Here is a 17,917-nt window from a genome sequence, read left to right as displayed (position 1 = left end):
GCCTATACAAGCTGGTCCCTGGTGGTGCCAGGCCTGCCCGCGAAGAAGATTGCACGGGGCGGGGCCATCGCACAGGCCGGTGGCGAATGTCGTAAACGCGCCATTGCAAGGCGTGCGCAGGCATCTGGGTCCCCCGTCCCGGTCATAACATCGCCGCAAAGGGTGAGAAGACCCTCATCAGACAAGAAACGATCGCTGCCAGGAGACAACAAGATGTTCAGCAAGCAAGACCAGATCCAGGGTTACGACGACGCACTGCTGGCGGCGATGAATGCCGAAGAACAGCGCCAGGAAGATCACATCGAGCTGATCGCCTCGGAGAACTACACCAGCAAGCGCGTGATGCAGGCCCAGGGCAGCGGCCTGACCAACAAATACGCCGAAGGCTACCCGGGCAAGCGCTACTACGGTGGCTGCGAGCACGTCGACAAGGTCGAGCAACTGGCCATCGACCGCGCCAAGCAACTGTTCGGTGCCGACTACGCCAACGTCCAGCCGCACTCCGGCTCCTCGGCCAACGCCGCGGTGTACCTGGCCCTGCTGCAGGCCGGCGACACCATCCTGGGCATGAGCCTGGCCCACGGCGGCCACCTGACCCACGGCGCCAAGGTGTCCTCCTCGGGCAAGCTGTACAACGCCGTGCAGTACGGCATCGATACCAACACCGGCCTGATCGACTACGACGAAGTCGAGCGCCTGGCCGTCGAGCACAAGCCGAAGATGATCGTCGCCGGCTTCTCCGCCTACTCCAAGACCCTCGACTTCCCGCGCTTCCGTGAAATCGCCGACAAGGTCGGGGCGCTGCTGTTCGTCGACATGGCCCACGTCGCCGGCCTGGTCGCCGCTGGCCTGTACCCCAACCCGATCCCGTTCGCCGACGTGGTCACCACCACCACCCACAAGACCCTGCGTGGCCCGCGAGGCGGCCTGATCCTGGCCAAGTCCAACGAAGAGATCGAGAAGAAGCTCAACGCTGCCGTGTTCCCGGGCGCCCAGGGCGGCCCGCTGATGCACGTCATCGCCGCCAAGGCCGTGTGCTTCAAGGAAGCCCTGGAGCCTGAATTCAAGGCCTACCAGCAGCAGGTCATCGACAACGCCCAGGCCATGGCCCAGGTCTTCGTCGAGCGCGGCTACGACGTGGTCTCCGGCGGCACCGACAACCACCTGTTCCTGGTCAGCCTGATCCGCCAGGGCCTGACCGGCAAGGACGCCGACGCCGCCCTCGGTCGCGCCCACATCACCGTCAACAAGAACGCCGTGCCCAACGACCCGCAGTCGCCGTTCGTCACCTCGGGCCTGCGCATCGGCACCCCGGCCGTCACCACCCGTGGCTTCAAGGTCGCCCAGTGCGTGGCCCTGGCCGGCTGGATCTGCGACGTGCTGGACAACCTGGGCGACGCCGACGTCGAAGCCGATGTCGCCAAGAACGTCGCGGCCCTGTGCGCCGACTTCCCGGTCTACCGCTGAGTGGAGTAACCAACCATGCAACGTTATTCAGGCTTCGGCCTCTTCAAGCACTCCCTCAGCCACCACGAGAACTGGCAGCGCATGTGGCGCACGCCAACGCCTAAGAAGGTCTACGACGTGGTCATCGTCGGCGGTGGCGGCCATGGCCTGGCCACGGCCTACTACCTGGCCAAGGAGCACGGCATCACCAACGTGGCCGTGGTCGAGAAAGGCTGGCTGGGCGGCGGCAACACCGCCCGCAACACCACCATCGTGCGTTCCAACTACCTGTGGGACGAGTCGGCGCACCTGTACGAGCACGCCATGAAGCTGTGGGAGGGCCTGTCCCAGGACCTCAACTACAACGTGATGTTCTCCCAGCGTGGGGTCTACAACCTGTGCCACACCCTGCAGGACATGCGTGACTCCGAGCGCCGGGTCAGTGCCAACCGCCTCAACGGCGTGGACGGTGAACTGCTGAACACCGCCCAGGTGGCGGCAGAGATCCCGTACCTGGATTGCTCGAAGAACACCCGCTACCCGATCCTCGGCGCCACCGTGCAGCGCCGTGGCGGCGTGGCCCGCCACGACGCCGTGGCCTGGGGCTTCGCCCGTGCCGCCGACGCCCTGGGCGTGGACCTGATCCAGCAGACCGAGGTCATTGGTTTCCGTAAGGAAAACGGCGCGGTGATCGGCGTGGAAACCAACAAGGGCTTCATCGGCGCCAAGCGCGTCGGTGTGGTCACCGCCGGTAACTCCGGGCACATGGCGCGCCTGGCAGGCTTTCGCCTGCCGCTCGAATCGCACCCGCTGCAGGCGCTGGTGTCCGAGCCGATCAAGCCGATCATCGACAGCGTGATCATGTCCAACGCCGTCCACGGCTACATCAGCCAGTCGGACAAGGGCGACCTGGTCATCGGCGCCGGTATCGACGGCTGGGTCGGCTACGGCCAGCGCGGCTCCTACCCGATCATCGAGCACACCCTGCAGGCGATCGTCGAGATGTTCCCGAACCTCTCGCGCGTACGCATGAACCGGCAGTGGGGCGGCATCGTCGACACCACCCCGGACGCCTGCCCAATCATCTCCAAGACCCCGGTCAAGAACATGTTCTTCAACTGCGGTTGGGGCACGGGCGGCTTCAAGGCTACCCCGGGCTCGGGCAACGTCTTCGCCGCGAGCCTGGCCAAGGGCGAGATGCACCCGCTGGCCGCACCTTTCTCCATCGACCGTTTCTACAACGGCGCGCTGATCGACGAACACGGCGCTGCGGCCGTCGCCCACTAATCGGAGACAATCGTCATGTTGCAAATCTTCTGTCCCCACTGCGGCGAGCTGCGCTCCGAAGAAGAGTTCCACGCCTCTGGCCAGGCACACATCGCCCGCCCGCTGGACCCGGCCGCCTGCTCCGACGAGGAGTGGGGCACCTACATGTTCTTCCGTGACAACCCGCGCGGCATTCACCACGAGCTGTGGGACCACGTCGCCGGTTGCCGCCAGTACTTCAACGTCACCCGTGACACCGTGACCTACGAGATCCTGGAAACCTACAAGATCGGCGAGCAGCCGCAGGTGACCGCCAGCGGCAAGCCGAGCAACGCACCGTCGACCGTCAAAGGCCAAGGGGAAAAAGTATGAGCCAGACCTATCGCCTCGCCAGCGGCGGTCGCATCGATCGCAGCAAGGTCCTGAACTTCACCTTCAACGGCAAGACCTACCAGGGCTATGCCGGTGACACCTTGGCCGCCGCATTGCTGGCCAACGGTGTCGACATCGTCGGCCGCAGCTTCAAGTACTCGCGTCCGCGCGGCATCATCGCCGCCGGTACCGAAGAGCCGAACGCCATCCTGCAGGTCGGCTCCAGCGAAGCCACCCAGATCCCCAACGTGCGTGCCACCCAACAGGCACTGTACGCAGGCCTGGTGGCCACCAGCACCAACGGCTGGCCGAACGTCAACAACGACGTCATGGGCATCATCGGCAAGGTCGGCGGCAGCATGATGCCGCCCGGGTTCTACTACAAGACCTTCATGTATCCCAAGTCGTTCTGGATGACCTACGAGAAGTACATCCGCAAGGCGGCAGGCCTGGGCCGTGCGCCGCTGCAGAACGATCCGGACAGCTACGACTACATGAACCAGCACTGCGACGTGCTGATCGTCGGTGCTGGCCCTGCCGGCCTGGCTGCCGCCCTGGCCGCGGCACGCAGCGGTGCCCGCGTGATCCTCGCCGACGAACAGGAAGAGTTCGGTGGCAGCCTGCTCGACAGCCGCGAGACCCTCGACGGCAAGCCTGCGGCCGAATGGGTGGCTGCGGTGGTCGCCGAGCTGGAAGGCCTGCCGGAAGTGACCCTGCTGCCGCGTGCCACGGTCAACGGTTACCACGACCACAACTTCCTGACCATCCACGAGCGCCTGACCGACCACCTCGGCGACCGCGCCCCGATCGGCCAGGTACGCCACCGTGTGCATCGCGTTCGCGCCAAGCGCGTGGTGCTGGCCGCCGGCGCCCACGAGCGTCCGCTGGTGTATGGCAACAACGATGTGCCGGGCAACATGCTGGCAGGCGCCGTTTCCACCTACGTGCGCCGCTATGGCGTGGCCCCGGGCCGCAAGCTGGTGCTGTCGACCAACAACGACCACGCCTACCGCGCCGCCCTGGACTGGCACGACGCCGGCCTGCAGGTGGTCGCCATCGCCGACGCCCGCCATAACCCACGTGGCTCGCTGGTCGAGGAAGCGCGTGCCAAGGGTATCCGCATCCTGACCTCCAGTGCGGTGATCGAGGCCCGTGGCAGCAAGCACGTGACCGGCGCCCGCGTGGCCGCCATCGACGTGCAGGCGCACAAGGTCACAAGCCCAGGCGAAGTGCTCGAGTGCGACCTGATCGCCACCTCCGGCGGCTACAGCCCTATTGTCCACCTGGCTTCGCACCTGGGCGGCCGCCCGGTGTGGCGTGAAGACATCCTCGGCTTCGTGCCGGGCGATGCACCGCAGAAACGTGTGTGTGTCGGCGGCGTCAATGGCGTCTACGCACTCGGCGACGTGATCGCCGATGGTTTCGAGGGTGGTGTCCAGGCGGCGACCGAGGCCGGCTTCAAGGCCACCGTCGGCACCCTGCCAAAAACCGTGGCGCGCAAGGAAGAGGCCACCGTGGCGCTGTTCCAGGTGCCCCACGACAAGGGCACCAACCGTGCGCCCAAGCAGTTCGTCGACCAGCAGAACGACGTTACCGCCGCCGGTATCGAGCTGGCCACCCGCGAAGGCTTCGAGTCGGTCGAGCACGTCAAGCGCTACACCGCGCTGGGCTTCGGTACCGACCAGGGCAAGCTGGGCAACATCAACGGCCTGGCCATCGCCGCCCGTTCGCTGGGCATCAGCATCCCGGAAATGGGTACCACCATGTTCCGCCCCAACTACACGCCGGTGACCTTCGGCGCGGTAGCGGGCCGGCACTGCGGCCACCTGTTCGAGCCTGTGCGCTTCACCGCCCTGCATGCCTGGCACGTGAAAAACGGCGCCGAGTTCGAGGACGTCGGCCAGTGGAAGCGTCCGTGGTACTTCCCCAAGCCGGGCGAGGACATCCACGCCGCCGTGGCCCGCGAGTGCAAGGCCGTGCGTGACAGCGTCGGCCTGCTCGACGCCTCGACCCTGGGCAAGATCGACATCCAGGGCCCGGATGCCCGCGAGTTCCTCAACCGCGTGTACACCAACGCCTGGACCAAGCTCGACGTGGGCAAGGCCCGCTACGGCCTGATGTGCAAGGAAGACGGCATGGTCTTCGACGACGGCGTGACCGCCTGCGTCGGCGACAACCACTTCATCATGACCACCACCACCGGCGGCGCGGCTCGCGTGCTGCAGTGGCTGGAGCTGTACCACCAGACCGAATGGCCGGAACTGAAGGTGTACTTCACCTCGGTCACCGACCACTGGGCGACCATGACCCTGTCCGGCCCCAACAGCCGCAAGCTGCTGGCCGAGCTGACCGACATCGACCTGGACAAGGAAGCCTTCCCGTTCATGAGCTGGAAGGAAGGCCTGGTCGGCGGCGTGCCGGCGCGGGTGTTCCGTATCTCGTTCACCGGTGAGCTGTCGTACGAGATCAACGTGCAAGCCAACTACGCCATGGGCGTGCTGGAGCAGATCGTCGAGGCGGGCAAACAGTACAACCTGACCCCGTACGGCACCGAGACCATGCACGTGCTGCGGGCCGAGAAGGGCTTCATCATCGTTGGCCAGGACACCGACGGCTCGATGACCCCGGACGACCTCAACATGAGCTGGTGCGTCGGGCGCAACAAGCCGTTCTCCTGGATCGGCCTGCGCGGCATGAACCGCGAGGACTGCGTGCGCGAGAACCGCAAGCAACTGGTGGGCCTCAAGCCGGTCGACCCGAACGTGTGGCTGCCCGAGGGTGCCCAGTTGGTGTTCGATCCGAAGCAGCCGATCCCGATGGACATGGTCGGCCACGTCACCTCCAGCTACAAGGCCAACTCCCTGGGCTATTCGTTCGCCATGGGCGTGGTCAAGGGCGGCCTCAAGCGCATGGGCGAGCGGGTGTACTCGCCGCAGGCAGACGGCAGCGTGATCGAGGCGGAGATCGTGTCTTCGGTGTTCTTCGATCCGAAGGGTGAGCGGCAGAACGTTTGACTCCGAGCCCTGTGGTGAGCCTGCTGGCCCCATCGCCGGCAAGCCGGCTCCCACAGGATCGATGCAGGCCGAGGGGCGATGCTGTACCTGTGGGCGCTGGCGTGCCAGCGATAGGGCCAGAACATCCACCTCAGAGGCTCATCGTTTCGACGAACAAGAATTCAAGGCAGGTAAGAAATGAGCGCTATCAACGTCTTCCAGCAAAACCCCGGCGCCGACGCGCGGGCCGAGTCGCCACTGCACCACGCCGACCTGGCCAGCCTGGTCGGCAAGGGCCGCAAGAACGCAGGCGTGACCCTGCGCGAGAAGAAATTCCTCGGCCACCTGACCATTCGTGGCGATGGCCACGACCCGGCCTTCGCCAGCGGTGTGCACAAGGCCCTGGGCCTGGAGCTGCCGGTGGCCCTGACCGTGGTCGCCAACGAGCAGATGTCGTTGCAGTGGATGGGCCCGGACGAGTGGCTGCTGATCGTTCCCGGCGGCCAGGAGTTCGCCGTCGAGCAGAAACTGCGCGCAGCCCTCGAGGGCCAGCATGTCCAGGTGGTCAACGTCAGCGGCGGGCAGACCCTGCTCGAGCTGCGCGGTCCCAATGTGCGCGAGGTGCTGATGAAGTCCACCAGCTATGATGTGCACCCGAACAACTTCCCGGTCGGCAAGGCCGTCGGCACCGTGTTCGCCAAGTCGCAACTGGTGATCCGCCGCACAGCCGAAGACACCTGGGAGCTGGTGATCCGCCGCAGCTTCGCCGACTACTGGTGGCTGTGGCTGCAGGACGCTTCGGCCGAGTACGGCCTGGCGATCGAGGCATAAGGAGAATACGCATGAGTCGGGCACCGGACACCTGGATCCTCACCGCCGACTGCCCGAGCATGCTCGGCACCGTCGACGTGGTCACCCGCTACCTCTTCGAGCAGCGTTGCTACGTCACGGAGCATCACTCCTTCGACGACCGGCTGTCGGGGCGGTTCTTCATCCGCGTCGAGTTCCGCCAGCCGGACGACTTCGACGAGGCCGGTTTCCGTGCAGGCCTTGCCGAGCGCAGCGATGCGTTCGGCATGACGTTCGAGCTGACCGCGCCGAATCACCGCCCCAAGGTGGTGATCATGGTGTCCAAGGCTGACCATTGCCTGAACGACCTGCTGTACCGCCAGCGCATCGGCCAGCTGGCCATGGACGTGGTCGCGGTGATCTCCAACCACCCCGACCTCGAGCCCCTGGCCCACTGGCACAAGATTCCCTATTACCACTTCGCCCTCGACCCCAAGGACAAGCCCGCCCAGGAGCGCAAGGTGCTCCAGGTGATCGAGGAGACTGGCGCCGAGCTGGTGATCCTCGCCCGCTACATGCAGGTGCTTTCGCCCGAGCTGTGCCGGCGCCTGGATGGCTGGGCGATCAACATCCACCACTCCCTGCTGCCGGGCTTCAAGGGTGCCAAGCCCTACCACCAGGCTTACAACAAGGGCGTGAAGATGGTCGGCGCCACCGCCCACTACATCAACAACGACCTCGACGAAGGGCCGATCATCGCCCAGGGCGTCGAGACCGTGGACCACAGCCACTACCCCGAGGATTTGATCGCCAAGGGGCGGGACATCGAATGCCTGACCCTGGCGCGGGCGGTGGGCTATCACATCGAGCGGCGGGTGTTCCTGAACGCCAATCGGACCGTGGTGCTGTAGTGGGAGGTGGGGTCAATTACCAGCTTCGCCATATCCTCGGCTACGCGCCGGCGTGTTACTGACGGATATTGTCCCGGGACTGATTTGGCGGGGGCGTGATCTTACGCTCCGCCAGATTGAACGTGTTCAGATAAGCGCGCACAGGATCGGGTGCTGTTTCGATTCTCGCGGCTATCTGGCTTTCCAACCGCTGACGTGCTTCCAGCGGCCGGATGCCAGGCGTGGTCCCTTCGGTGAGGGGGCCAGCCCCTCGAATTCTTTCGAATTCATGAACCGACCAAGATTGCGCATGGACCTTTGAGCAATGAGCGGTTCCAGCTCTGGTATGGCGACCGCCAAGCGTTGAATGTCATTCCCGGGGAGGCGGTCCATTACATTGAAGAATAAGTTTTCTTCATGTGAGGCTAGCCCGGATTTCTCATGACCGCATAAACAAAAACGGCTGAAAGCCTTATGATTCTTGTCGCCAAACAAAGCCCCATAAGTCTTCAGCCGCGCACAAAATGCTACCAGAAAAACTCCACTTTTCACCCCTCTCTCGCCGCCTCGTCGAGGCCTCTTTCACCGGTGGTCACATCACCTCGGATGCGGGCTTGTTGCTGCTGCGCGAGGTCGACCGGCAACATGGCTTGACCCGCCGCCTGGCCAAAATCGTTCCCGATCGGCGTGATCCTGGGCGTGTCCAGCATGGACTGCAGACACTGCTCGCCCAGCGTATCTATGCACTGGCCGCCGGCTACGAGGATCTCAACGATCATGACGGCCTGCGCCATGACTACGCGCTGCAGACTGCGGTCAACCGCCTGCAACCGCTGGCCGGCAAATCCACTCTGGGGCGCCTGGAACAGCAAGCCGATCGCGAAACGGTGGTGCAAGCCCATCGCCTGCTGTGGGAGCACTTCATCGCCCAGCATGACCAGGCGCCGGCTGAGATCGTGCTCGACTTCGATGCGACCGATGTGCCGGTGCATGGAGATCAGGAAGGGCGCTTCTTCCATGGCTATTACGACCATTACTGCTTCCTGCCGCTCTATGTGTTCTGTGGTCGCCATCTGCTGGTGAGCTATTTGCGCCCGAGCAACATCGATGGCGCCCGACACAGTTGGGCCATCCTGGCACTGCTGGTCAAGTTCATTCGCCGCTTCTGGCCAGAGACCCGCATCGTGTTCCGCGGTGACGGCGGTTTTTGCCGACATCGCATGCTCGACTGGTGTGACCGCAAGCAGGTGGATTATGTGGTGGGTCTGGCCCGCAACACCCGCCTGCAGCGGATGGCGGCGCCGGCCATGCAAGCGGTCGCCGAGGCCTACCAAGAAACCGGGCAGAAGATGTCCGGCGTGTATCGCTTCCTCTATCAGGCCGGTAGTTGGCGTAGGCGCCGCCTGGTCGTGTCGCGCCTGGAACATGGCGAGCAGGGTGCCAATCCACGCTTCATCGTCGTGTCCCGCTTTGCCGAGGATGCTGCCCAGCAGTACTACGAAGACTACTGCGGCCGTGGCGACATGGAGAATCGGATCAAGGACCAACAGTTGGATCTGTTCGCCGACCGCACCTCCAGCCCACGCTGGTGGACCAACCAGTGGCGGCTGATGCTGTCGGCCTTTGCCTATGTGCTGTTCGAACGGCTACGCGATCATCTCCAGGGCACCGCATTGGCGCGCATGAGCATCCATAACCTGCGCTTGAAACTGCTCAAGATCGGTGCGGTGATCATTCGCAACAGCCGGCGCATCCGCGTGCTGATCAGCGAGGCCTATCCGCATCAGGAACTCTTTGCGGGGCTGGTTGCCCGCCTCAAGCCGACCTGAACAGGCGGGCGCCCCCGGCCCGGCTCAATGGGGGAAAGGGGGCAGTGCGCCCCATACGCGGGAATTGAATAAAAAACGATCAATTTTTAGCGGTGGAAGGCAGGTTGTTGATACGCCGAGGCTTCACCGGCCACGCCTGCCGGCCTCATGAGAAATCCGGGCTAGCTGTTGAGGAATGTTTATTTTTCTTTGTTGGCTGCGAGGTCTTGGCGATGGCCTGGGTGGCGTCCGGTGTCCGCGATTCCGAATGGGGACGCCCACGTGCCCAGTTGGATCATTCCTGTTCACGGGGTCGCCATTGCAGTAGCTATATGAATTTACACCCCCTTTGCCGAAAGGGCTGTATGTATCGGCGGAGAGGAAACGCATCAATCTTGGGCTGTAGGCCCGATGTCCATTGCCCAGTAAATACGTTTCTGACCAACGGTCCAACCACTCGCCATTGAAAGCAGCCAATCTTGGTTCGGCTCTAGAAAATGCACAGTGTCCGTGGGGTGCATAGACCATCGTCGTTGTGGCGTGTGGCCCTAGGTATTGCAACACGGAAGTACTGGCATCTATTGCCAGCAGCGCTGTCTCTTGCGTCACGTTAGGGTGTCGAAGCGCTAATGGAAAATCGGGCGTTCTGAAAAATGAGTATTGATGCACCTGGCTGAGGATGAGTGCAAGCGAGTTCCTCTGATAAAAAATGAGTTCGGTTACTTCAGCGCTCATTCCTCAGGCCTCCGGCAAAGCACGATGTACGTTAGCACCAGTATTCGATCTGGCACCTTGCCCGACAACTGGTAGAAATGATGGGTATGCCCACTGATGAGCCGCTTGTCATCGTCCCATGGGCTCAACTCCCCTGTCGAAATCGCCAAAAGACCGGTGAGAACGCCAAGCGCCTGTGGCTTTCCAAAACCTGGCCCGAGGGAGGCTTGCCCTGCAATCCGGCGCGTCCGCATCGTCGATCAAGCGCTGCGGGGGTTCAGTCTCGGTCGATGAGCAGAGGAACTCCACACGCTTGTGGTGCGCAGATGACGGCATCTCCTTGAATGCCAGGCTCTGCATGCGTCAGCGTCAACGAGCTGTGACCAAGCTTAGAGGCGCCTCCATGACATGCTGCGATGCGCTGCCGTAAACAGGCAAACCCCTGTCGCTTCCAGTCACCGCGATACTCCCTATCAGGCCCACAATTCCTCCATTCCAGTAACACATGCCGCCCAAGGATGGCGGCGCTTTCCACCACCGCTGCATAAATACAAATCAAGCGAGGTAAGAGCATGTCTGGTAATCGTGGAGTGGTGTATCTCGGCGCCGGCAAGGTCGAGGTACAGAAGATCGACTACCCCAAAATGCAGGACCCACGCGGCAAGAAGATCGAGCACGGCGTGATCCTCAAGGTGGTCTCCACCAATATCTGCGGCTCCGACCAGCACATGGTCCGTGGCCGCACCACCGCCCAGGTCGGCCTGGTCCTCGGCCACGAGATCACTGGTGAGGTGATCGAGAAGGGCCGTGACGTGGAACACTTGCAGATCGGCGACCTGGTCTCCGTGCCATTCAACGTGGCCTGCGGCCGTTGCCGCTCCTGCAAGGAAATGCACACCGGCGTTTGCCTGACTGTCAACCCGGCCCGCGCTGGCGGCGCCTACGGCTATGTCGACATGGGCGACTGGACCGGTGGCCAGGCCGAGTACGTGCTGGTGCCGTACGCCGACTTCAACCTGCTGAAGCTGCCAAACCGCGACAAGGCCATGGAGAAGATCCGTGACCTGACCTGCCTCTCCGACATCCTGCCCACTGGCTACCACGGCGCCGTCACGGCGGGCGTTGGCCCGGGCAGCACCGTGTACGTCGCCGGTGCCGGCCCGGTCGGCCTGGCGGCCGCTGCCTCGGCTCGCCTGCTGGGCGCGGCCTGCGTCATCGTCGGCGACCTGAATCCGGCCCGCCTGGCCCATGCCAAGGCCCAGGGGTTCGAGGTGGTCGACCTGTCCAAGGACACCCCGCTGCACGAGCAGATCGCCGACCTGCTGGGCGAGCCGGAAGTGGACTGCGCGGTCGATGCGGTGGGCTTCGAGGCCCGTGGCCATGGCCATGAAGGTGCCAAGCACGAGGCGCCGGCCACCGTGCTCAACTCGCTGATGCAGGTGACCCGCGTGGCCGGCAAGATCGGTATTCCGGGGCTGTACGTCACCGAAGACCCGGGCGCGGTGGATGCGGCGGCCAAGATCGGCTCGCTGAGCATTCGCTTTGGCCTGGGTTGGGCGAAGTCGCATAGCTTCCACACTGGGCAAACCCCGGTGATGAAGTACAACCGCCAGCTGATGCAGGCGATCATGTGGGATCGCATCAATATCGCCGAGGTGGTCGGGGTGCAGGTGATCAGCCTGGATCAGGCGCCGGAAGGGTATGGCGAGTTCGATGCGGGTGTGCCGAAGAAGTTTGTGATCGATCCGCACAAGACGTTCAGTGCGGCTTGATGCCTAGGGCCGAGACAGGGACGGCGCCGCTGCCCCTGTCTCGGCTTGGTGTCGTGAAAGGGCTGCACCGCAGCCGATTTCCATATCAAGCAATGTGTATCACCATCGCTGGGAGAGCGCTTTAGCCCATTTATCCATGCATCATGGCACTGGTTTCGTCGGTTTAATTCGGGCTTCGAATCTGGCTAATAGTGTCTGAGTTGTAGAGTGAGTCAAAGCCTGTTGTTGGATGCTCCATTGGACCCGAAGGGATGCCGGTAGTTAGACCTAAAGGTTCTAACTTGTATTCAAGAGTCAAGAATTTAATTCGATTTTTATATACTTCGTGTAGGCGAAGTCTTTCTTTGAGGATTTCAGGTGGTACTGTTGTCAGGTCGTACGCTTTTGCTTCGGCTATGTCGCGCCTAACACGTCTGTGAAGATCAGCTCTCTCATGACGGGCCATACTCTGAATGAAAGGGTCTGGGGTGCGTTCACTATCAGTGCTCCGGTTATTTGGAGTGGCTGCTTGCGGCGGGCTCGACGTTGCCCTCTGTGACTTAGGTATTCTGCCAAAGAATCGCTTTTTAATGCCTTTGTAGAGGCTGCTCAACGGCTTGAGGAAAATCGGTACACGTCCTGATGGGTCAATTTTTCCAATGGGATCGCCATTGCAATACATGTATGAATTTATTCCGCCCGCAGCGAAAGGGCTCAGCTGGTCAGGGGAGTAGAAACGCATCAGGCTGGGATTGTAGATACGGTGCCCACTTCCGAGTAAATAGCTGTTCACCGAAGGTTCGATAGCTTCCCCGTTGAAGCCAAGCAGTGTCAGTAGCGCGGGAAGGGTTGAAGTTTGGCCATAGGGTGAATAGGTATGCGTTTCTTCATCATTGACGCTCTTGGCTCTGAGCACAGAACCTTTTTGGTCTGTCGCTAATAGCCCGTTGGTTGTCTTGTCAGTAAGTTGCTGCTCTACGAGTGGTAAATCAGGTGCTCGGAAGATCCTACGACTGTACTTATCTGTTCGTACGGAAGCGAGTTTGTCTTCCTGGTAGAAGCACAGAGTGATGATAGAGTTCTTTTTCATGGGCTGGTTCCCGTTCTCTGCCGAGGGGGAGGCAATTTCCCTACCGCAGAACCCAGTATCATGGCGATGCATTTTGTCGGCTACTGGCAGAAATGATAGGAGAACGCTACTGGAACGTTAGGCATGGCAGATTTCATACTCCTGTTGCCGAAATTTCCGACGTGCTGGCGCTGGTGCTTGCTGGTTCTAGGAAATACCCTACGAATTCTGTCGACTCCTATCTGATTGCCCCGGGAAACCTTGCTCTCTAGGCTCACTGGGTCGCTGAATCGTTCAGCGATCGGGTGTGGAAACCCGGTGGTACATGGAACTGCCTGTTACGGCGGCTGTGCGCGGGAGGTCTTCGGACCTACCGGGTTTGCCATGTGCCTGGTTTTCCACCCCGCGTACAGCTGCCACCCCTGATGTGTGGAAACGGAAGGGCGCAGCTCAGCCTACATGGTGCCGATATGAAAAAACTCGTCCCCGACCCACCCCACACCTTCGATCTGCCCAAGGGCACATCCCTCTCCCACGCCATCAACGACGGTATCGTTCCGATGGAGTTCGTGCTGATGAACGTCAGCCACTACTTGATGTTCGCCTACAGCGACAGCCGTCGTGCCCTTGAGCGCATCGAGGATGAAGAAACCCGGCAGTTATTGGCGCACGGCTTGCGGGCCATGCAGATTGCCTGGGGGCAGGCGGAGGCGCTGGCATTGGCGGTCGAAGGGCGCAGCAGCCCTCGATAGCTGGCCTGGAACAAAGCCCGATGTCGCCAGTCGAATGCCTCGTTTCCCGGCCATTCCGGCCGACGAGGTCCTTCCCGATGAAAGCATTCACCCTGGCAACCCTGATGACCCTGGCCGCAAGCCCGGCGTTCGCCTTCAACCTCAGCGATGCGGCCAATGCCGTGTCGGCGATGCAGAGCCAGCAGCAGGGCCAGGTGCAGGCGCCCGAGGCGTCGGCCAACCTGCTCAATACCCTGGGCAGCGAACTGAAGATCACCCCCGAACAGGCGGTGGGCGGGGCGGGTGCCATGCTGGGCCTGGCGCGCAACAACCTGAGCGACGCCGACTACGGCCAACTGACCAAGGCCGTGCCCGGCCTGGACCTGCTCGCTGGCGCCAACGCCCTGGGTGGGCTGAACGGCCTGGGTGAGTTGCTGGGCAAGAACAGCGAGAGCCAACCGGCGCTGAGCAATGCCTTGGGCAATGTCGAGAACCGCAACGACCTGGACAATGCCTTCAAGGCGCTGGGCATGGATACCGGCATGATCGGCCAGTTCGCCCCGCTGATCCTCCAGTACCTGGGCCAGCAGGGCATCGCCGGGTCGTTGTTGCAGAACCTGGGCAGCCTGTGGGCGACCCCGGCACCGTTGGCTCAACCCTCGGTCTGAAGGCCCCACACGCGCACCCTGTAAGCGCGTGTGCGGCGTTGGATCACGCGCTTTCCGAGAAGTCCACCAAGCGTACTGGGCGGCGGAAGCCGGCGGTCAGTACGGCCAGGTAAGCCAACCCCAGGGCGAACCAGCACAGGCCGATTACCAGGGTCAGCGCCGACAGGCTGGTCCACAGCCACAAGGTCAGGCTCAGGCCGACCAGCGGTACCAGGCCATAGCGCAGCAGGCCCTTGAGGTTGCGCTGGCTGGCATCGTGCATCAGGTGGGTTTTCACCACCGCCAGGTTCACCGCCGAGAACGCCACCAGTGCGCCGAAGCTGATCAGCGAGGCCAGGGTGGCCAGGTCGATCACCAGCGCCAGCAGGGAGAACGCCGACACCAGCAGGATGGCGAACACCGGCGTACCGAAGCGTGGCGACAGATAGCCGAAGCTGCGCTTGGGCAGCACCTTGTCGCGGCCCATGGTGAACAGGATGCGCGACACCGCCGCTTGAGAGGCCAGTGCCGAGCCCAGGCTGCCAGCGACGAACGCGGCGGTGAAGAAGTTGGCCAGGAACTGCCCGCCTGCCTTGAACATCACCTCGTTGGCCGCCGCATCGGTATTGGCGAAGGTGCTGCCTGGCAGCACCAGCTGGCTGATGTAGGCCAGCACGGTGAACAGCAAGCCGGCAAACAGGGTGGTGAGGATGATCGCCCGCGGTACATCGCGGCGGGCGTCGCGGCACTCTTCGGCCAGGGTCGAGACCGCGTCGAAGCCCAGGAACGACAGGCACAGCACCGCTGCACCGGCCATCAGGGAACCGAAGCCCGGTGCGCTGCCATCGCCCACCAGCGGCGCGAGGAAGTCGACGGGCTGGCCGCTGCCCAGCGTCTGCCAGGACAGCGCCACGAACACCCCGATGAACACGATCTGCGCGCCGACGATCAGGTTGCTGGCCTTGGCCACCGAGTGGATGCCGATCACGTTGAGCACCGTCACCAGGGCGATCGAGGCCAGGACGATCGTCCATGCCGGGATGGCCGGGAAGGCGATGTTGAGGAACAGGCCGATGAGCAGGTAGTTGATCATCGGGATGAACAGGTAGTCGAGCAGCAACGACCAGCCTGCGAGAAAGCCGACATTGGGGCCGAAGGCGAGGTTGGTGTAGGAGTACGCCGAGCCCGCGACGGGGAAGCGCTTGACCATGAAGCTGTAGGACGTGGCGGTGAACAGCATCGCCAGCAGGGTGACGAGGTAGGCGCCGGCCGTGCGGCCGCCGGTGATCTCGGTGACGATGCCGTAGGTGGTGAAGATGGTCAGCGGGACCATGTACACCAGGCCGAAGAACACCAGGGCGGGCAGGCCCAGGACACGGCGGAGTTGGGCGGGTGCTGCCTCGGCAGCATTGCAAGGTTGATTTGCCATCGATCGATCCGGGCGTTTTGTAGTTGTTGATCGATTTTTATCCAGGTTGGAGGGTGATGACAAACAAAGATTTGTTTATCTCAATTATTAATGTGGATTTTAATCGGGCATCCGTGATGTTTTTTTGCGGGCCCATTCGCGCCGAACCGCCGCGAATGGGCCGTGCCAGGCAACGAAGACCTCAGCCCATCTGCGCCCGCAATGCCTCGATCCGCTGGTCCTTGTCCAGCCACAGCTGGTTCACCCAGTCCTGCACGGTCTGGCGAAACGCCGGGTCGTTCTCATAGTCGCCATTGCACAGCGCCGGATCCAGCTCGCGCACGCGGATGTCGATGATTACCCGGCTGATGTTGCCGCAGAGCAGGTCCCAGAACCCGGGGGCCTTGTCGCCGGGGTAGACGATGGTGACGTCCAGCAGGGCATCGAGCTGTTCGCCCAGCGCCGCCAGCACGAAGGCCACGCCGCCGGCCTTGGGCTTGAGCAGGTGGCGGTAGGGCGATTGCTGTGCTTCGCGCTTGGCTTCGGTGAAGCGGGTGCCTTCCAGGTAGTTGACCACGGTCACCGGCTGGCGCTTGAACAGCTCGCAGGCAGCCTTGGTGATCTCCAGGTCCTTGCCCTTGAGCTCCGGGTGCTTGTCCAGGAAGGCCTTGCTGTAGCGCTTCATGAACGGGTAGTCCAGCGCCCACCAGGCCAGGCCCAGCAGCGGCACCCAGATCAGTTCCTTCTTGAGGAAGAACTTGAAGAACGGCACCCGGCGGTTGAGGCTCTCGATCAAGGCGGGGATGTCGACCCAGCTCTGGTGGTTGCTCACGCACAGGTAGGAGGTGTCCTGGCGCAGTGTCTCGATGCCACGGATATCCCATTGGGTGGGGATGCACAGGGCGAAGATCGCCTTGTCGATTTCCGACCAGGTTTCGGCGATCCACATCACTGCCCAGGAGGCGTAGTCGCGGCCACGGCCCGGCAGTACCAGTTTGAGCAGGGCGAAGACCATCAGCGGGCCGATCAGCACCAGGGTGTTGAGCAGCAGCAGCAGGGTCGTGAGGATGCCGGTCAGCAGGCGACGCATAAGGGAACTCTTGTTGTGGGAATTAAGCGGGTGGCAATGATAAGCACGGCTTGGTCCTACGCCAAATTCGTTATGTAGCGGCAAGCTTCAAGCTGCAAGAAAAAGCGGGGCGGTGGGGGCTAATGCTGTTCACTTAAGCAATTGGGGCCGCTTTGCGGCCCTTCGCGGGCAAGCCCGCTCCCACAAGTACGCTGCAAGCCTCAAGGAATGCACGATCCTGTGAGAGCGGGCTTGCCCGCGAAGGGCTGCAAGGCAGCCCCTATCGATGTCACATCAGACTTAAGTGAACAGCATTAGGCGGTGGGGGCTGTGCTATCTGCCTTTACTTGCACTTCGTAGCTGGAGGAAACCTATCCTGCCCGAGTAGTCTAACCACTGTCCTCACTCAAGGAAGCGTAATCCGTGAAACCATTGCTTGCCCTGTTGTCACTGCTTGCACTGCCGGTCATGGCGGCTGAGCCGACTCTTTACGGCCGCTATGAGTACATCACCCTGCCGGAGATTGGCGAAACATTGAAGGCCAAGATGGATACTGGCGCCCTGACGGCTTCGTTGTCGGCCAGGGATATCGAGCGCTTTACCCGTGATGGCGAGCAATGGGTGCGTTTTCGCCTGGCGACCAAGGATGCCGACGGCAAGGTCTACGAGCACAAGCTGGCGCGTATCAGCAAGATCAAGGCCCGCTCCGACGAAGAGGACGACGAAGGCGAGACGCTGGAGGCTGCGCGCCGGCCGGTGGTCGAGCTGGAGCTGTGCCTGGGCGAGGTGAAGCGCACGGTGGAGGTCAACCTGGCTGACCGGAGTAACTTCAACTATCCACTGCTGATTGGCGCCAAGGCGCTGCGTGAGTTCAAGGCGGCGGTGAACCCGGCACGCAAGTTCACCGCAGGCAAGCCGGACTGCTGATTGGCCATTTGGGCCGCTTCGCGCCCCTTTCCGACCG

15 protein-coding genes are annotated in these 17,917 nt (G+C 62.6%); 11 read left to right on the top strand and 4 right to left on the bottom strand.

Features of this window, described 5'->3' with window-relative positions:
* The first annotated feature begins 213 nt into the window (after positions 1-213).
* The 7 genes from ACDI39_RS15135 to ACDI39_RS15105 all read left to right on the top strand — a co-directional run bounded on the left by ACDI39_RS15135 (position 214) and on the right by ACDI39_RS15105 (position 9,585).
* The gene (locus ACDI39_RS15135) at positions 214-1,467 is read left to right on the top strand and encodes a serine hydroxymethyltransferase (protein WP_225786524.1); all 1,254 of its coding nucleotides are present in this window, start codon (positions 214-216) and stop codon (positions 1,465-1,467) included.
* 15 nt (positions 1,468-1,482) lie between these two features.
* Positions 1,483-2,733, top strand: coding sequence for a sarcosine oxidase subunit beta family protein (locus tag ACDI39_RS15130; RefSeq protein WP_225786523.1), 1,251 nt, complete (start codon positions 1,483-1,485; stop codon positions 2,731-2,733).
* 15 nt (positions 2,734-2,748) lie between these two features.
* Entirely contained in the window at positions 2,749-3,084 is a 336-nt protein-coding gene (locus ACDI39_RS15125; RefSeq protein WP_225786522.1) for a sarcosine oxidase subunit delta, read from the top strand.
* The gene (locus tag ACDI39_RS15120) at positions 3,081-6,098 is read left to right on the top strand and encodes a sarcosine oxidase subunit alpha (RefSeq protein WP_225786521.1); all 3,018 of its coding nucleotides are present in this window, start codon (positions 3,081-3,083) and stop codon (positions 6,096-6,098) included. Before ACDI39_RS15125 ends, ACDI39_RS15120 begins: the two co-directional genes overlap by 4 nt.
* A gap of 177 nt (positions 6,099-6,275) precedes the next feature.
* Complete coding sequence (locus ACDI39_RS15115) at positions 6,276-6,908, top strand: sarcosine oxidase subunit gamma (protein ID WP_225786520.1); 633 nt, start codon at positions 6,276-6,278, stop codon at positions 6,906-6,908.
* Between the two features lie 11 nt (positions 6,909-6,919).
* Entirely contained in the window at positions 6,920-7,777 is an 858-nt protein-coding gene (gene purU, locus ACDI39_RS15110) for a formyltetrahydrofolate deformylase (protein WP_225786519.1), read from the top strand.
* A 503-nt stretch (positions 7,778-8,280) separates the two neighbouring features.
* A complete protein-coding gene (locus ACDI39_RS15105; RefSeq protein WP_010793081.1) occupies positions 8,281-9,585 on the top strand; it encodes an IS1380-like element ISPa33 family transposase in 1,305 nt (434 codons plus the stop codon).
* 123 nt (positions 9,586-9,708) lie between these two features.
* Here ACDI39_RS15105 and ACDI39_RS15100 read toward each other — a convergent pair whose 3' ends face one another.
* Positions 9,709-10,092, bottom strand: a complete 384-nt coding sequence (locus tag ACDI39_RS15100; protein ID WP_486538994.1) for an RHS repeat-associated core domain-containing protein — start codon at positions 10,090-10,092, stop codon at positions 9,709-9,711.
* A 758-nt stretch (positions 10,093-10,850) separates the two neighbouring features.
* Between ACDI39_RS15100 and fdhA the strand changes: the two genes are divergently transcribed.
* Positions 10,851-12,050 carry a formaldehyde dehydrogenase, glutathione-independent gene (fdhA, locus tag ACDI39_RS15095; protein ID WP_225786518.1) on the top strand — a complete coding sequence of 400 codons (1,200 nt, stop codon included), beginning with the start codon at positions 10,851-10,853 and terminating at the stop codon, positions 12,048-12,050.
* Positions 12,051-12,213: 163 nt separating this feature from the next.
* On the opposite strand, the gene ACDI39_RS15090 is transcribed toward fdhA, so the two are convergent.
* Entirely contained in the window at positions 12,214-13,119 is a 906-nt protein-coding gene (locus tag ACDI39_RS15090) for an RHS repeat-associated core domain-containing protein (RefSeq protein WP_253090707.1), read from the bottom strand.
* Positions 13,120-13,568: 449 nt separating this feature from the next.
* Here ACDI39_RS15090 and ACDI39_RS15085 point away from each other — a divergent pair, with 449 nt between their 5' ends.
* Together ACDI39_RS15085 and ACDI39_RS15080 are read left to right on the top strand one after the other, a co-directional pair.
* Complete coding sequence (locus tag ACDI39_RS15085; RefSeq protein ID WP_225786516.1) at positions 13,569-13,850, top strand: hypothetical protein; 282 nt, start codon at positions 13,569-13,571, stop codon at positions 13,848-13,850.
* A 77-nt stretch (positions 13,851-13,927) separates the two neighbouring features.
* Positions 13,928-14,497, top strand: a complete 570-nt coding sequence (locus ACDI39_RS15080; protein ID WP_225786515.1) for a DUF2780 domain-containing protein — start codon at positions 13,928-13,930, stop codon at positions 14,495-14,497.
* Between the two features lie 43 nt (positions 14,498-14,540).
* On the opposite strand, the gene ACDI39_RS15075 is transcribed toward ACDI39_RS15080, so the two are convergent.
* On the bottom strand, positions 14,541-15,905 hold the full coding sequence (locus tag ACDI39_RS15075) for an APC family permease (protein ID WP_253081694.1): 1,365 nt from the start codon (positions 15,903-15,905) through the stop codon (positions 14,541-14,543).
* A gap of 181 nt (positions 15,906-16,086) precedes the next feature.
* Complete coding sequence (locus ACDI39_RS15070; RefSeq protein WP_225786513.1) at positions 16,087-16,974, bottom strand: 1-acylglycerol-3-phosphate O-acyltransferase, YihG family; 888 nt, start codon at positions 16,972-16,974, stop codon at positions 16,087-16,089.
* A gap of 402 nt (positions 16,975-17,376) precedes the next feature.
* Between ACDI39_RS15070 and rloA2 the strand changes: the two genes are divergently transcribed.
* The gene (rloA2, locus tag ACDI39_RS15065; protein ID WP_225786512.1) at positions 17,377-17,880 is read left to right on the top strand and encodes a retropepsin-like aspartic peptidase RloA2; all 504 of its coding nucleotides are present in this window, start codon (positions 17,377-17,379) and stop codon (positions 17,878-17,880) included.
* Positions 17,881-17,917 lie beyond the last annotated feature (37 nt).

This window comes from Pseudomonas sp. Tun-23181 (genome assembly GCF_057415455.1).
This window is presented reverse-complemented; position numbering and strand designations above follow the sequence as displayed.

What these genes read in the sequence shown, in the direction of transcription:
- fdhA (WP_225786518.1), top strand. Translation starts at nt 10,851, where the DNA reads ATGTCTGGTAATCGTGGAGTGGTGTATCTCGGCGCCGGCAAGGTCGAG.
- ACDI39_RS15085 (WP_225786516.1), top strand. Translation starts at nt 13,569, where the DNA reads ATGAAAAAACTCGTCCCCGACCCACCCCACACCTTCGATCTGCCCAAG.
- purU (WP_225786519.1), top strand. Translation starts at nt 6,920, where the DNA reads ATGAGTCGGGCACCGGACACCTGGATCCTCACCGCCGACTGCCCGAGC.
- ACDI39_RS15090 (WP_253090707.1), bottom strand. Translation starts at nt 13,119, where the DNA reads ATGAAAAAGAACTCTATCATCACTCTGTGCTTCTACCAGGAAGACAAA.
- ACDI39_RS15115 (WP_225786520.1), top strand. Translation starts at nt 6,276, where the DNA reads ATGAGCGCTATCAACGTCTTCCAGCAAAACCCCGGCGCCGACGCGCGG.
- ACDI39_RS15135 (WP_225786524.1), top strand. Translation starts at nt 214, where the DNA reads ATGTTCAGCAAGCAAGACCAGATCCAGGGTTACGACGACGCACTGCTG.
- ACDI39_RS15080 (WP_225786515.1), top strand. Translation starts at nt 13,928, where the DNA reads ATGAAAGCATTCACCCTGGCAACCCTGATGACCCTGGCCGCAAGCCCG.
- ACDI39_RS15100 (WP_486538994.1), bottom strand. Translation starts at nt 10,092, where the DNA reads ATGGTCTATGCACCCCACGGACACTGTGCATTTTCTAGAGCCGAACCA.
- ACDI39_RS15105 (WP_010793081.1), top strand. Translation starts at nt 8,281, where the DNA reads ATGCTACCAGAAAAACTCCACTTTTCACCCCTCTCTCGCCGCCTCGTC.
- ACDI39_RS15130 (WP_225786523.1), top strand. Translation starts at nt 1,483, where the DNA reads ATGCAACGTTATTCAGGCTTCGGCCTCTTCAAGCACTCCCTCAGCCAC.
- ACDI39_RS15125 (WP_225786522.1), top strand. Translation starts at nt 2,749, where the DNA reads ATGTTGCAAATCTTCTGTCCCCACTGCGGCGAGCTGCGCTCCGAAGAA.
- ACDI39_RS15075 (WP_253081694.1), bottom strand. Translation starts at nt 15,905, where the DNA reads ATGGCAAATCAACCTTGCAATGCTGCCGAGGCAGCACCCGCCCAACTC.
- ACDI39_RS15070 (WP_225786513.1), bottom strand. Translation starts at nt 16,974, where the DNA reads ATGCGTCGCCTGCTGACCGGCATCCTCACGACCCTGCTGCTGCTGCTC.
- ACDI39_RS15120 (WP_225786521.1), top strand. Translation starts at nt 3,081, where the DNA reads ATGAGCCAGACCTATCGCCTCGCCAGCGGCGGTCGCATCGATCGCAGC.